Annotated in this window: 14 protein-coding genes and 1 pseudogene; 10 read left to right on the top strand and 5 right to left on the bottom strand. The window is 67.4% G+C overall.

Annotation, left to right across the window (positions count from 1 at the left end):
• Nucleotides 1-33: 33 nt before the first annotated feature.
• Together MJQ72_RS21895 and MJQ72_RS21890 are read left to right on the top strand one after the other, a co-directional pair.
• Nucleotides 34-870 (top strand): GNAT family N-acetyltransferase, encoded by an 837-nt coding sequence (locus MJQ72_RS21895; RefSeq protein ID WP_240601209.1) that lies wholly within the window; start codon nucleotides 34-36, stop codon nucleotides 868-870.
• A gap of 9 nt (nucleotides 871-879) precedes the next feature.
• Nucleotides 880-1116 carry a hypothetical protein gene (locus MJQ72_RS21890; RefSeq protein WP_240601208.1) on the top strand — a complete coding sequence of 79 codons (237 nt, stop codon included), beginning with the start codon at nucleotides 880-882 and terminating at the stop codon, nucleotides 1114-1116.
• A 7-nt stretch (nucleotides 1117-1123) separates the two neighbouring features.
• Here the strand turns inward: MJQ72_RS21890 and MJQ72_RS21885 are convergent, their stop codons facing one another.
• Both MJQ72_RS21885 and MJQ72_RS21880 read right to left on the bottom strand, forming a co-directional pair.
• Entirely contained in the window at nucleotides 1124-2443 is a 1320-nt protein-coding gene (locus MJQ72_RS21885) for a DUF4474 domain-containing protein (RefSeq protein ID WP_240601207.1), read from the bottom strand.
• Nucleotides 2440-2748: a hypothetical protein gene (locus MJQ72_RS21880; protein WP_240601206.1), complete on the bottom strand. Its 309-nt coding sequence runs from the start codon at nucleotides 2746-2748 to the stop codon at nucleotides 2440-2442. Before MJQ72_RS21880 ends, MJQ72_RS21885 begins: the two co-directional genes overlap by 4 nt.
• 391 nt (nucleotides 2749-3139) lie before the next feature.
• Between MJQ72_RS21880 and MJQ72_RS21875 the strand changes: the two genes are divergently transcribed.
• Nucleotides 3140-3610, top strand: coding sequence for a ricin-type beta-trefoil lectin domain protein (locus MJQ72_RS21875; protein ID WP_240601205.1), 471 nt, complete (start codon nucleotides 3140-3142; stop codon nucleotides 3608-3610).
• Nucleotides 3611-3764: 154 nt separating this feature from the next.
• Here the strand turns inward: MJQ72_RS21875 and MJQ72_RS21870 are convergent, their stop codons facing one another.
• Together MJQ72_RS21870 and MJQ72_RS21865 are read right to left on the bottom strand one after the other, a co-directional pair.
• Complete coding sequence (locus MJQ72_RS21870; RefSeq protein WP_240601204.1) at nucleotides 3765-4307, bottom strand: GNAT family N-acetyltransferase; 543 nt, start codon at nucleotides 4305-4307, stop codon at nucleotides 3765-3767.
• 39 nt (nucleotides 4308-4346) lie between these two features.
• Nucleotides 4347-4901, bottom strand: a complete 555-nt coding sequence (locus tag MJQ72_RS21865) for an AAA family ATPase (protein WP_240601203.1) — start codon at nucleotides 4899-4901, stop codon at nucleotides 4347-4349.
• Nucleotides 4902-4960: 59 nt separating this feature from the next.
• On the opposite strand from MJQ72_RS21865, the gene MJQ72_RS21860 reads away from it, so the two are divergent.
• Complete coding sequence (locus MJQ72_RS21860; RefSeq protein WP_315860893.1) at nucleotides 4961-5542, top strand: AAA family ATPase; 582 nt, start codon at nucleotides 4961-4963, stop codon at nucleotides 5540-5542.
• A gap of 97 nt (nucleotides 5543-5639) precedes the next feature.
• On the opposite strand, the gene MJQ72_RS21855 is transcribed toward MJQ72_RS21860, so the two are convergent.
• The gene (locus MJQ72_RS21855; RefSeq protein WP_240601201.1) at nucleotides 5640-6905 is read right to left on the bottom strand and encodes a helix-turn-helix transcriptional regulator; all 1266 of its coding nucleotides are present in this window, start codon (nucleotides 6903-6905) and stop codon (nucleotides 5640-5642) included.
• A 151-nt stretch (nucleotides 6906-7056) separates the two neighbouring features.
• Here MJQ72_RS21855 and MJQ72_RS21850 point away from each other — a divergent pair, with 151 nt between their 5' ends.
• The 6 genes and pseudogenes from MJQ72_RS21850 (at nucleotide 7057) to MJQ72_RS21825 (ending at nucleotide 12008) form a co-directional block, all read left to right on the top strand.
• A complete protein-coding gene (locus MJQ72_RS21850; RefSeq protein WP_240601200.1) occupies nucleotides 7057-8142 on the top strand; it encodes an S-(hydroxymethyl)mycothiol dehydrogenase in 1086 nt (361 codons plus the stop codon).
• Nucleotides 8139-8769 (top strand): annotated as a pseudogene (locus MJQ72_RS44665) (MBL fold metallo-hydrolase). The gene MJQ72_RS21850 and the pseudogene MJQ72_RS44665 overlap by 4 nt, the downstream one beginning before the upstream one ends.
• A 137-nt stretch (nucleotides 8770-8906) precedes the next feature.
• Nucleotides 8907-9233 (top strand): PadR family transcriptional regulator, encoded by a 327-nt coding sequence (locus tag MJQ72_RS21840; protein ID WP_240601199.1) that lies wholly within the window; start codon nucleotides 8907-8909, stop codon nucleotides 9231-9233.
• Nucleotides 9230-9586 carry a DUF1048 domain-containing protein gene (locus MJQ72_RS21835; RefSeq protein ID WP_240601198.1) on the top strand — a complete coding sequence of 119 codons (357 nt, stop codon included), beginning with the start codon at nucleotides 9230-9232 and terminating at the stop codon, nucleotides 9584-9586. The genes MJQ72_RS21840 and MJQ72_RS21835 overlap by 4 nt, the downstream gene beginning before the upstream one ends.
• A 1-nt stretch (nucleotide 9587) precedes the next feature.
• The gene (locus MJQ72_RS21830; RefSeq protein WP_240601197.1) at nucleotides 9588-9914 is read left to right on the top strand and encodes a DUF1048 domain-containing protein; all 327 of its coding nucleotides are present in this window, start codon (nucleotides 9588-9590) and stop codon (nucleotides 9912-9914) included.
• Between the two features lie 114 nt (nucleotides 9915-10028).
• Nucleotides 10029-12008 (top strand): amino acid transporter, encoded by a 1980-nt coding sequence (locus MJQ72_RS21825; protein WP_240601196.1) that lies wholly within the window; start codon nucleotides 10029-10031, stop codon nucleotides 12006-12008.
• Nucleotides 12009-12109: the final 101 nt, after the last annotated feature.

Here is a 12109-nt window from a genome sequence, read left to right as displayed (position 1 = left end):
CGCAACCATCGATTCTGGTCGATACTGTGCGGTATGACCACGGTTGTGCCCGTACTCCTGCCCGAGCGTGAAGCCGCCACCTACGCCGGCTGGTTCGCCTGTCTGGCCGAGCCCATGCGCGTCAAACTCCTGCACGCGGTCGCGATCTCGCCCCGCGGCCTGACCGTCGGCGCGCTCACGGAGATCCTCGGCACCAGCCAGTCGACGTGTTCCCACCATGTACGGAAACTGGCCGAGGTCGGCTTTCTGCACCTGCGCAAGGAAGGCACGGCCACGGTCGTGACGATCAATCAGGCCTGCTGCAGCGGACTGCCGCACGCCGCCGACGCGGTGATGGGTCTGCTCGCCCCGCGCCCGTGCTGTCCGGAAAACCTGCCGGAGGACGTCGCTGTCCGCGCGTCGGACGACAACGACTGGGCCTCGATCCGCCGGATCTACGGCGAAGGGATCGCCACCGGGATCGCCACGTTCGAAACCGAGGTCCCTGGCCGTGAAGCCCTGGACGCGAAATGGCTGACCGGCCACCGGTGGGTCGCCGAGATCGGCGGCGAGGTGGTCGGCTGGGCGGCCGCCGTTCCGGTGTCGGAACGGGAGTGCTACCGGGGAGTCGCCGAGACCTCCGTCTACGTCGCGGAAAGCCATCGTGGCCGCGGCGTGGGCAAGGCCTTGCTGTACAAGCAGGTCACGGAAGCCGACGCGGCCGGGCTCTGGACACTTCAGACGTCGATCTTCACCGGCAACCGCGCCTCCATCGCCTTGCACCAGAGCGCCGGCTACCGGACCGTCGGCATCCGTGAACGCATCGCCCGACGCGACGGCGTCTGGCAGGACACCGTCTTCCTGGAACGCCGCAGCCCGCTCACCGCCTAGAGTGGGTTCATGAGTGACCCGGAGCAGCTGGCCCGAGGATTACGGGCCACCGCCAGGAACGCCGCGACCACCGCCCTGCGCGAGGGGCTCGAAGACATCGAAGAGCGCCATGGCCGGCGCGTCGCCGACGAGGTCGCCGGCCTGATCGACGTCGACGGTGTGTTCGCCGGGCTGCGTGAAACCGAGAGCCCGCGGCGAAACGACGACGACGAGCCGTGGGAGTTCAAGCGGGAATCGTTGGCCTGAACGAGGCTTACTTCTCCCACGTGTAGCTCAGCGCCGGTGGATCGTCTGTCGTCTTGGTGACGGTGAGGTGCTGCTCGGGGTGCGCGGCCGCCCACCGGGTCATCTCGTTGTAGAGCTGGTCGCGCAGGCCGCTGTCCCGCACCTCGATCGTGGCGCGCTGGGCCAGCTGGCTCGGATCGACGTCCGGGTCGGTGCGGATCGCCAGGTTCCAGAAATGCTTCTTGTCGGTGCCGTCGGCGCCTTGGCCGTCGTTGGTGAAATAGACCTGGTCGGTCGTCTTGTTGTAGATCGTCTGGGTCACCTTGATCTGGTCGTCGCCCTGGGCGGCGTTGAAGTAACCGGACGGGTCCGAGGAGCCCGGTTCACGGGTGTAGAACCCGACTTCGCCGCCGAACGCGCCGCCGAACCCGTAACCGCCCTTCCACAGCTCCAGGCGGTACTGCTTGCCGGTCTTCGGATCGGTGAACTCCATGTTGTCGCCGTCGTCGCCGGTCGCGTCGAGGTTCGCGCCGATGAGTTTTTCCAGCTTGTCGTACAGGTCGTGCCAGCCGAGGAAACTCTGCACCGAGTGTTCGCCGGTGGTGTAGTAGTCGCCGTCCGCGACGTATTTGAAGCCGAGGTAGTCGTAGATCTTCTGCGCGATCTCGCGGTTCTGCAGGAGCAGTTCCCAATTGCCGGTCAACAGTGCGGCCTTGAGCCTCGGGTCGTTCTTCACCAGCTCGGCGAAACCCGGGATCTCGCGCAGCATGATCGCGGCGATCTCGGCGAGGTTCCGCTTCCCCGAACCCGCGAGTTCCCACACCTGGCCCGTCCTGTTCCGCAGTTTCAGGCCTTCGGCGAGCAGGACCGCGTCATAGCCGAGGATGATCCGCTCCAGGTCGGCGAGCACGACGAGGGCTCGTGCCTTGATCGCCTTGTCCTGTGCCCAGGCGAAGACGATGTTGCCCTTGCCGTGCGAGAGGTCGTTCCAAACGTCGTCCAGCTTCTTCCGCAGGGAATCGGCGTCCGCGAGGTGGCTGCGGGCGTCGCCTTGCGTCTTGGCCAGCGCGTCGCGGATCACCTCGAACGACTTCGCCGACTCTTCGAGATCGTCGGCCTGGTCGTCGCGGTTCTTCTTGAAGTCCGCGAGCGAGGCGAGCGCCGACTCGCCGGCTCCGCCCTGCCAGCCTTCGGCGAGCTGAACGCGGACCGCCTCGACCAGTGATTTGGCGTCCAGCACGGCTTCCTTGGTGGCGCGGCACGCCCGTGCCCGGTCGTCCAGCTCGGTCGTGCTGCCCTTTTCCACCTGGTCGTGGAGGTGACGGATCTTGTCGAAGACCGAGCTCACCGGTCGATCCCTTCGAAGCCTTTGTCCAGCGTCTTCAGGAAGGTGTCGCGCGCGGCCGAATCGGTGCCGTCGTAGCTCTTCGCCGCGGCACGGATGGCTTCGACCAGGCTGGTGACCTGCTGCTGCGAGGCCGTCAGGTCCTCCTGCCTGGTCAAGAGCCAGACGTCGTAGTCTCCGGCGAACCCGGCGGCCCGATGGGTGGCGCCGACGTTCGGCGCGCCGCCGGGGGTGAGCGTGGGCGGCTTCCCCGCGGCGAGTTTGCCCGCCGCGTTGCTGATGTCCGCGACGTCGACCTCGAAACCCACAGCACGTCCCCCCGTCCATGTGACACTCTGCCTGGGCAATGTAACACTCATCTCCGGCTTTGGTGTCTGGTTCACGCTTTCGGCCGCATCGAGGAACCCGCTCGACGGCGTATGTGGGGTCTGCGGCGCCCAAGCGGGTGATCTCGCTGGCCCGAACGTGGAGGTGCCCGGCAGTGCGTCGGCGTGTTGCGTGATCACGCATTCCGCCGATGGAGTGCTTTCGGAGATCGATCCGCAAAAACGGGTCAACTAGGCGCTAACGTCGATTTCCGTTCGGGGGAGCGAGAATTTCGGAACACGACGTCGATCTTGTCGAATTCGCGACAATGACGCGTGGCTGCCCATTTGATTCGTGGTCGACGGAAAGCGTACCGGAAAAGAGGAGAAAATCATGACGCCCAAAGGAATCCCGGTCCGAGTAGCGGCCGTCGCCGGGGCCGCGGCCTTGGCCTTCACCGCGGCACCCGGCGTCGCCGCCGCTTCGACGCAGGCCGAGTCGCTGTTCTGGATCAGATTCGCCGCGGGGGTTCAACGCTGCTTGGACTCGAATTCCGAAGGCAGCGTGTACACGCATGCTTGCCAAGACAGGAACAACCATCAGAAGTGGAACAACTACGCGCCCGGAAAGTTCAAGAACAAGGCGACCGGGCTGTGTCTGGCGGCCGGGACGTCGTCGGTGTTCGCCGGGTCGTGCGAGGTCAATGCCAGCGACTGGCGGACGTCGTCCACGACGAACAAGTACTTCACCAACGTGTCGACCGGGCTCTGCCTGCACAACAGTGGCGGCCAGGCGGAGGCGGTCGGGCTGCGGGTCTGCCGTGCGGGAACCGCATTGTGGACCGTGACGAAGCTGAGGAGCTGACCGGCTGTCGTTCCGGGGCTCGCGAGTCAGGAGATGTATCGGAGTCCATGTCCGGCTCGCCGTGGCCGATTTCCGTTCGTCGGCAAGGGATCGGCACACGGCGAGCCGGGCTCACTGGTCCGGCCGGTCGGCTATGTACCGCTGGACCAAGGGCTCATGGCGTTCCGGGACGATGCTCTGAGCGGAGCAGACCGTAGACGAGCACATCGACATACTCGCCGTGCAGGAAGGACCTGCCGCGCATGACCCCTTCCCGGCGGAACCCCAGGCGTTCGAGGGCTTTCTGCTCGCCGAGGTTACCGCCATTGGTGAGGGCTTCGATCCTGTTCGCGGTCGTGCGGCCGAACAGGTAGTCCACGAGCAGCCTCTGCGCCACCGTGCCCACCCCTTGCCCGCGATGCTCGGGTAGCACCCCCACGCCGATCTCGTAGGTGACACCCGAGGGGAAGCCGCGGGGCTTCCAGGAGACGATGCCGATAACCGTGTCGTCGGCCCGCGCGATCGCGACCGCCGCGGACTCGGCGGAGATGTACCCGTCGCTCTCCCATCGCTTGCGGCGTGCCCTCGGATCACCGAATCCGGGCCAGTCGAACTCGCCGAGCGCATCGGGATCCGTGCAGAGGCGGTCGAGAAAAGCGAGGTCGGCCTCGGTGAACGCCCTCAAGTGGACTTTGTCCGGGCGGTTCGCTGGAGTCATGAAGGCCAGTATCGCACCCGGAACATCACCCGTCAGGGCTCACTGTGCCGCATCGAGCGCGTTCAGGAAGCGTGTGTACGACTCGTCTTCCCCGATGCCGGTCGTGTCGAGTCGGATCGCGTGCGGACGTCCGGCCAGGTGCTCGACGAGGTGACCACGGATCCGGTCGACCAGGTCGGAATCGGGATCTTCCAGCATCGCCTGGAGCTGTGCCTCGACGGCGTTGGCCGAACGCTTTCCGCGCAGGCGTCGCAGATGTTCGTGGTCGTCGACGAGGAGGACCACTTCGACGTACGTGGCTCCGGCGGCGACGGCTACCGCTTCGAAGGCCGGATCCGGATCGCGGTCGTGAACCGTCACCAGTTGCGGAAGGATCACGTCGTGTCCGTCGCGAAGATGCCGCGCGGCCATGTCCCGTCCGTGGCCGCGGGCGATTTCCAAGGCAGCGAAGAAGTTCTCCTGCCACCCGCCGATCAACCCCGTGAGCACATCCAGATCGAGGGCGAGCGTTCCTGGGTGTTCGTCGGCGTAGCGGCGGGCAAGGGTCGACTTTCCCACGCGTGAGAGACCGTTGAGGTGGATCAGGCGCGCCATGAGTCGACCCTATGTCCTGGCCACGGTCTGTCGCAGGACAGTCGATCTATGATCGCCGCATGCATGTTCTCGGGGCGACCGATCCTCTTCCTCGGCGGCCGGTCCGGCGGGTTGCGGTGGCGGGCCCTGCGGGATCGGGGAAATCGACCCTCGCGCGAACCCTGTGCGAGCGCATGGGCGTGCCTTTCGCCGAGCTCGAGTCCTTCTACCTCGGTCCTGAATGGACGGTTCGAGAGACATGGCAGGCCGACGTCTTGCAGTTCCTCGACGGGGATGCCTGGGCGATCGAGTGGCAGGGCGAAGAGGTACGGGAGCAGATGACGGCGCGGACCGATGTGCTGGTGTGGCTTGATCATCCGCGTGCCCTGACCATGACTCGCGTCGTCGTCCGCACCCTTGAACGCCGTATCGGGCGGGGTTCGAAGATCGCCGGGGGAAACGTCGAGGGCCCGCTGCGCACGTTCTTCACCGATCCGCAGCACATCGTCAGGATCGCGTGGCGCTACCACCCGATCATGCGCGCGCGGGTCCGCAAGGTGATCGACGAGAACCGTCACCCCGGTCTCGTCGTCGTCCGGCTGCGTGGCCAGCGACAGGTCGATCGGTGGCTTCGAGGGCCGTTCGCGCGCGCCTGCCGGTAGCTCCGTCAGCCGTTCAATGCGACCTTCCAGGTAGTCGTATTCGCCGACGGCGAACTGCCGCCGCATGCGGCCGGCGACAGCGTGACGGAGAGGGTGGCTACGGCACGGCGGGCTGAGTCCCGGAGACTCCGGCGCTCAATGCCAAGGCCGCGGCTTCCCCGCGTGAGGTGACGTTCAGCTTCTTCAGCAGGCCGGCCACGTGGAATTTGACCGTGCTTTCGGTGATGCCGAGCGTGGCGGCGATGGACTTGTTGCGTTGTCCTTGTGCCACAAGCCGGAGCACTTCGAGCTCGCGGGGGTTGAGATCCGCCAGCTGGGTCTCGTCGACCCGGCCCGCGGCAGGCTCGAACGGGAGGTCGACGGTGACGCGGCTGCCCCAGCCGGCGACGGCGTCGATCTCGACGGTGGCACCCAGCGTTTTCGCGCGGCCGTCGAGCTGCGCCCGCAGGCCTTGGACGTCGAGGTTCCCGGATTCCTGGTCTCGCACATCGAGGTGCAGCGCGGTGCTGTCGCTCGACCAGGCGATCCGGAGGCGGGTCAGATCCGGCTGGCCGGTGAAGGCGAGGACCGCCGCGCACGTCATCGCCCTGGCGGCATGGGCGACCTCGCCGGGTACCGGCCGCCCGTTCTTCGCCGGGGCCGTGAACTCCAGCTCCGCGTCGTGATGGCGCAGCATCTGCCGGATTTCCCGCCGCAGCCTGCCGAACGCGGCATGCGCGGGCTCTTCGGACTGCGCGAGATCGGTCTCCCTGGCCGATCGGAGCGCGACCAGTGCGGCCGAGGCGGAGTCGGTCGCGGCGAGCCGGGCGCGGTGGTCGTCCAGCCGGGTGGAGCGCAGTGTGGTGAGGATCGTGACGAGCGCGGTTTCGTGTGCCGCGGCCATTTCGGTGATCGTCCTGGCGCGTTCGCTGGAGGCCGCGCGGGATTCGGCGAGGTAGTCGGGGCTGGCCTGGGTCACCTGCTGGCGGATCGAGGTCGCGACGATGCCGAAGACCTCGGCCAGTGGAGCGGGGCGCGGGAAGCGGGTCCGGCTCGACCGGGGGACGAGGACGAGCAGGGTGCCGATCGGATCCTGCACGGCCCAGACCGTCCGGGTGGCGCCCCCGAGCGTGGCCGTCGTGGTCAGCTGACGGCCGGGCGGCACGCTCGCTTTGAGCGCTTCGAGTTCGGCGATGGTGACCTTGTCGGTGATCTCCCGGGCGCCGGTGACCTTGCGAGGCCGCCCGGTGCATTCCCGGGTGAAGATCACCAGGGCCTGGTGTGGCCAGCCGTCGGCGAGGAAACGCGAGAAACGGTCGGCGATTTCGCGCAGCGGGCCCTCGATGACGTCGCGCAGCGCGGTCAGGTCGGCGGAGTCGGGCATCGGGTGAGCCTAGCCGCCGGGCTCGCCTGGTCGAAAGGACAGGATCCACTGGACCGATGGCCAGGTCGCCGCCGCGCGTTTCCGGCCTAACCTCACGTGAAGCATGCGCTCATGCGCATGCCTGTGTCGTCGAACGGTGGAGGAACAGGGAATGCCACAGCAGGTGCGCGGGGTGATCGCCCGGTCCCGGAATGCTCCGGTGGAGCTGACGGACATCGTGATCCCGGACCCCGGGCCGGGCGAGGTCGTCGTGTCGATCGCGGCCTGCGGGGTCTGCCACACGGATCTGACCTACCGCGACGGCGGCATCAACGACGAGTTCCCGTTCCTGCTCGGTCACGAGGCCGCGGGCACCGTGGAAAGCGTCGGCGAGGGCGTGGATTCCGTGCGGCCGGGGGATTTCGTCGTCCTCAACTGGCGCGCGGTGTGCGGACAGTGCCGGGCCTGCAAACGCGGACGTCCGCAGTACTGCTTCGACACGTTCAACGCGACACAGAAGATGACACTGACCGACGGCACCGAGCTGACCCCGGCCCTGGGCATCGGCGCGTTCGCGGACAAGACCCTCGTCCACGCCGGACAGTGCACCAAGATCGATCCCGCCGCGGACCCGGCCGTCGCGGGCCTGCTCGGCTGCGGGGTGATGGCCGGGCTCGGCGCGGCGGTCAACACCGGCGCCGTCGGCCGCGGGGACTCGGTCGCGGTGATCGGCTGCGGCGGTGTCGGTGACGCCGCCATCGCCGGGGCCCGGCTGGCGGGCGCCGGCACGATCATCGCGGTCGACCGCGACGAAAAGAAGCTCACGTGGGCCCGCGAGCTCGGCGCGACCCACACCGTCAACGCGAGTGAGACCGACACGGTCGCCGCGATCCAGGACCTGACCGGCGGTTTCGGCGCCGACGTCGTCATCGACGCGGTCGGCCGCCCGGAGACGTGGAAGGCGGCCTTCTACGCCCGTGACCTGGCGGGCACCGTGGTCCTGGTCGGCGTCCCGACACCGGACATGCGCCTGGAGATGCCGCTGATCGACTTCTTCTCCCGCGGCGGTGCGCTGAAGTCGTCCTGGTACGGAGATTGCCTGCCGGAGCGGGACTTCCCGATGCTGATCGACCTCCACCTGCAGGGCCGGTTGCCGCTGGAGCGGTTCGTGACCGAGCGGATCGCCCTCGACGGTGTCGAGAAGGCCTTCCACGCCATGCATGCCGGTGAAGTCCTGCGTTCGGTGGTGATCCTGTGAGCGGGAACCTGCGGATCGAGCGCGTCGTCACCGCCGGCGTCTTCGAACTCGACGGCGGGAGCTGGGAAGTCGACAACAACGTCTGGCTCGTCGGGGACGACGACGAGGTCGTGATCGTGGACGCCGCGCACGACGAGAAGACCATCACCGAGGCGGTGGGCGGCCGTGAGGTCGTCGCCGTCGTCTGCACTCACGGCCACAACGACCATGTCACCGTCGCTCCGCAGCTGAGCGAACACCTGCACGCGCCGGCCGTCCTGCACCCGGGGACCGGGAACTGTGGGAGATGACCCACCCCGGCAGCCGTTTCCGCGGTGTCGAGGACGGCGAACGGATCGCCGTCGCCGGCACGGAGCTCGAAGTCATCCACACACCAGGGCATTCACCGGGCTCGGTCTGCCTGCACCTGCCCGAGGCCAAGGCGCTCTTCTCCGGGGACACGCTGTTCGCGGGCGGCCCGGTGCGACAGGGCGCTCGTTCTCCGACTTCCCGACGATCATTTCCTCGATCAGGGAACGGCTTTTCGCCTTGCCCGAGGACACCAAGGTCCACACCGGACACGGCGATCCCACCACGATCGGCGCCGAAGCCCCGCATCTGGCCGAATGGATCGCCCGCGGACACTGAGGTATCGGCCTGAACCGTCCACCCAGCCCCGGAAACCAGCACGGTTTCCGGGGCTTCTTCGCGACCTCGCGCGGTACTCTGTGCTACTTTGTACTGGTACTCAGTGTCGCTGGGTACTGGATGGCCGAAGGGGCGCGATGGACGGTTTGACCGAGATGCTGAAGGGCACGCTCGAGGGTTGTGTGCTGGAGATCGTCGGCGGTGAGGAGACCTACGGGTATGCCATCACACGTCGTTTGAACGAGCTCGGCTTCGCGGAGGTGGTCGAGGGGACGGTGTACGCCATCCTGCTGCGGCTCGAGAAGAACGGCCTGGTCCAGGTGACGAAACGGCCGTCCGAGCAGGGGCCGCCGCGCAAGTTCTACGCGCTCAACGACGCGGGCCGCGCGGAACTCGCCAGGTTCTGGGCGAAGTGGGAGTACGTCAGTTCGCGGATCGGCGAGCTCAAGGAGGGTGGGAAATGAACTTCTGGGAGACCATCACGGGTAGCGATCTCACCAGGGAATGGAAGGCGTTCGAGGCCAGGGCGGCGGCCTTGCCCGCCGACCACCGAGCGGCGTGGGAACAGATCAAGGGGCATCTTTCGCTCTATTCGGACTTCACCGGCCGGAACCTGATGCCGATTTTCGACGGCGCCTTGGGGCTGCTGGAGGAAACGGCCGCGGACGGGCAGAGCGTGCGCGACGTGCTGGGCGACGACATCGAGGGTTTCTGCGCGGCACTGGCCGGAGAGGAACGTGGCCGTGGCTTTCGCGACCGCTGGCGTGCGCAGCTGAACCGGAATGTCGCCAGGAAACTGAAGCAGCTGGGAGGCTGACGTGGGCATCCAGGACATCATCGAGGGCAAGAAGCAGTGGCGCGCGCACGTGGCCAGGGTCAAGGCCCTCCCGCCGGACTATCAGATCGTCTACAAGGAGATGCAGAAGTACCTGTTCAAGGTGGGACCGGTCGATCTGGCCGACGGGCCCCTGCTCTCCGGCATCGTGGATTTCTTCGAGGAGGGCGCCGCGTCCGGCAAGGGGGTGCTGGAACTCATCGGTGAGGACGTGGCCGCCTTCTGTGACGACCTGATCAAGGACTCGCCCACCTACGCGGACGCCTATCAGGAGTCCATCAGTGACCGGCCCGGCACGGACGGGAAGTAGCCCGCCGCGACGTCGCGCGACATTGATGTTTTCTTTACGCCCTGCTCGGCGATTCTTGGCGCCGGATCGTTAGTGTCCGCGTCGGTATGCGGAGGATGCGGGGAGGCCAGGGGTATGACCGAGGTGCCGGATTTCGCTGTTCCGGAGCGGGTGGACAGTCCGGACCGGCAGGCGGCGCCGACGGGCAAGGTCGGCCGATGGCTGATGGAGCACCGGGTCCAGCCGGTGGGCCCGGAGAGCCATGAGGAGCACGCGACGCCGCAGTCGTGGTGGAAGGTCATGTGCCTGACCGGCGTGGACTATTTCTCCACATTGTCGTACTTGCCCGGTATCGCCGCGCTCGCCGCGGGTGCGCTGTCGCCGCTGGCGACCTTGCTGATCGTCGCGCTGACCCTGCTGGGCATGCTGCCGATGTACCGGCGGGTGGCGAAGGAGAGCCCGCACGGCCAAGGGTCGGTCGCGATGCTGGAGAACCTGCTGCCGTTCTGGCGCGGCAAGATCTTCGTCCTGGTACTGCTGGGTTTCGTCGCGACGTCGTGGATCATCACCATCACGCTGTCCTCGGCGGACGCCACGGTGCACGCGCTGGAGAACCCCATCACCCCGTCGTTCCTGCACGGGCACGAGGTGCTGATCACGGTGATCCTGCTGCTGATCCTGGGCGGGGTGTTCCTGCTCGGGTTCAGCGAGGCGGTCGGGGTCGCGATCCCGCTGGTGGCGATCTTCCTGGCGCTCAACGCCGTCGTCGTGGTCGCCGGGATCGGCGAGGTGATCGCCGATCCCGGCGCGTTCGACCGCTGGCTGGACGCGCTCACCTCCGGCGGGGGCGGGTTCGGCGGCGTGATCGGCCCGGCGATCCTGGCGTTCCCCTTGCTGGTGCTCGGCTTGTCCGGTTTCGAGACCGGCGTGAGCATGATGCCGCTGGTGGCGGCCAAGGGGGAGAACGCCGAGCGGAAACTGGCGAGCCGCATCCGCAACACCCGCAAGCTGCTGACCGCCGCCGCGCTGATCATGTCGGTGTACCTGATCGCGACGAGTTTCGTCACCACGGTCCTGGTGCCCGCCGAGGCGTTCAAACCGGGCGGCGAGGCGAACGGCCGGGCGCTGGCATATCTCGCGCACAAGCTGCTGGGCGAATGGGTCGGCACCGCCTATGACATCAGCAGCATCTTGATCCTGTGGTTCGCCGGGGCGTCGGCGATGGCCGGGTTGATCAACATCGTGCCGCGTTATCTGCCCGCGTACGGGATGGCGCCGGACTGGGCCCGCGCGGTCCGCCCGGTGGTGCTGGTCTACACCGCGATCTGCGTACTGGTGACGATCATCTTCAACGCCGACGTCAACGCCCAGGCCGGGGCGTACGCCACCGGGATCCTCGCGATGATGGTGTCCGCGTCGGTCGCGGTGGCCATCTCGGCGGCGAAGAAGCGCCAGCGCAAGGCGGCGATCGCGTTCGCCGTCCTGACCCTGATCCTGATCTACGCGTTGGTGGAGAACGTGATCGAGAAGCCCGACGGTCTCACGATCTCCGCGTTCTTCATCCTCGGGATCATCGTGGTGTCGCTGGTCTCGCGGGTCACCCGCACCACGGAACTGCGGGTGGAGCACATCGAGTTCGACGAACCCGCCCGCCGGTTCGTCACCGATTCGATCGCCCACGACGGCGCGCTGACCATCATCGCGAACCGCCGCCAGGCCGGGGACGCCGACGAGTACCGGGCGAAGGAGGCGGAGCAGCGCGGCATGAACCCGGTGCCGGGCGCCGCCGACGTCCTGTTCCTGGAGATCGACGTCATCGACCCGTCCGGGTTCAGCGACGTGCTGAAGGTCCGCGGTGTCGAGATCGAAGGATTCCGGGTGCTGCGCGTGGAAAGCCCGGCCGCGCCGAACGCGATCGCGGCCGTCCTGCTCGCGTTGCGCGACGCCACCGGGGTGCGGCCGCAGTGTCATTTCGAATGGAGCGAGGGCAATCCCCTCGGGCACCTGTTCCGCTACCTGATCCTCGGCCGCGGCGACACCGCACCGGTGGTCCGCGAGATCATCCGCACCAGCGAACGCGATCCGGCGCTGCGGCCGGGCATCCACGTCGGCTGACGACAGGCGTCAACAAGAGGTCGATGTCCGGGCGATCGGCGTACTGTTCCCGTGAAATTCGGTCCCGTGTCACCGAGAAGCGATTCCCGCCGCACGAGGAT

The sequence above is a fragment of the Amycolatopsis sp. EV170708-02-1 genome, from assembly GCF_022479115.1.
GTDB lineage: Bacteria > Actinomycetota > Actinomycetes > Mycobacteriales > Pseudonocardiaceae > Amycolatopsis.
The sequence above is the reverse complement of the archived record's forward strand: the minus strand, read 5'-3'. Positions and strand labels throughout refer to the sequence as shown.

Bases quoted from the DNA above. Each gene is read 5' to 3' on its own strand.
- MJQ72_RS21895 (WP_240601209.1), top strand. From the start codon at position 34: ATGACCACGGTTGTGCCCGTACTCCTGCCCGAGCGTGAAGCCGCCACC.
- MJQ72_RS21890 (WP_240601208.1), top strand. From the start codon at position 880: ATGAGTGACCCGGAGCAGCTGGCCCGAGGATTACGGGCCACCGCCAGG.
- MJQ72_RS21875 (WP_240601205.1), top strand. From the start codon at position 3,140: ATGACGCCCAAAGGAATCCCGGTCCGAGTAGCGGCCGTCGCCGGGGCC.
- MJQ72_RS21870 (WP_240601204.1), bottom strand. From the start codon at position 4,307: ATGACTCCAGCGAACCGCCCGGACAAAGTCCACTTGAGGGCGTTCACC.
- MJQ72_RS21865 (WP_240601203.1), bottom strand. From the start codon at position 4,901: ATGGCGCGCCTGATCCACCTCAACGGTCTCTCACGCGTGGGAAAGTCG.
- MJQ72_RS21860 (WP_315860893.1), top strand. From the start codon at position 4,961: ATGCATGTTCTCGGGGCGACCGATCCTCTTCCTCGGCGGCCGGTCCGG.
- MJQ72_RS21855 (WP_240601201.1), bottom strand. From the start codon at position 6,905: ATGCCCGACTCCGCCGACCTGACCGCGCTGCGCGACGTCATCGAGGGC.
- MJQ72_RS21850 (WP_240601200.1), top strand. From the start codon at position 7,057: ATGCCACAGCAGGTGCGCGGGGTGATCGCCCGGTCCCGGAATGCTCCG.
- MJQ72_RS21840 (WP_240601199.1), top strand. From the start codon at position 8,907: ATGGACGGTTTGACCGAGATGCTGAAGGGCACGCTCGAGGGTTGTGTG.
- MJQ72_RS21835 (WP_240601198.1), top strand. From the start codon at position 9,230: ATGAACTTCTGGGAGACCATCACGGGTAGCGATCTCACCAGGGAATGG.
- MJQ72_RS21825 (WP_240601196.1), top strand. From the start codon at position 10,029: ATGACCGAGGTGCCGGATTTCGCTGTTCCGGAGCGGGTGGACAGTCCG.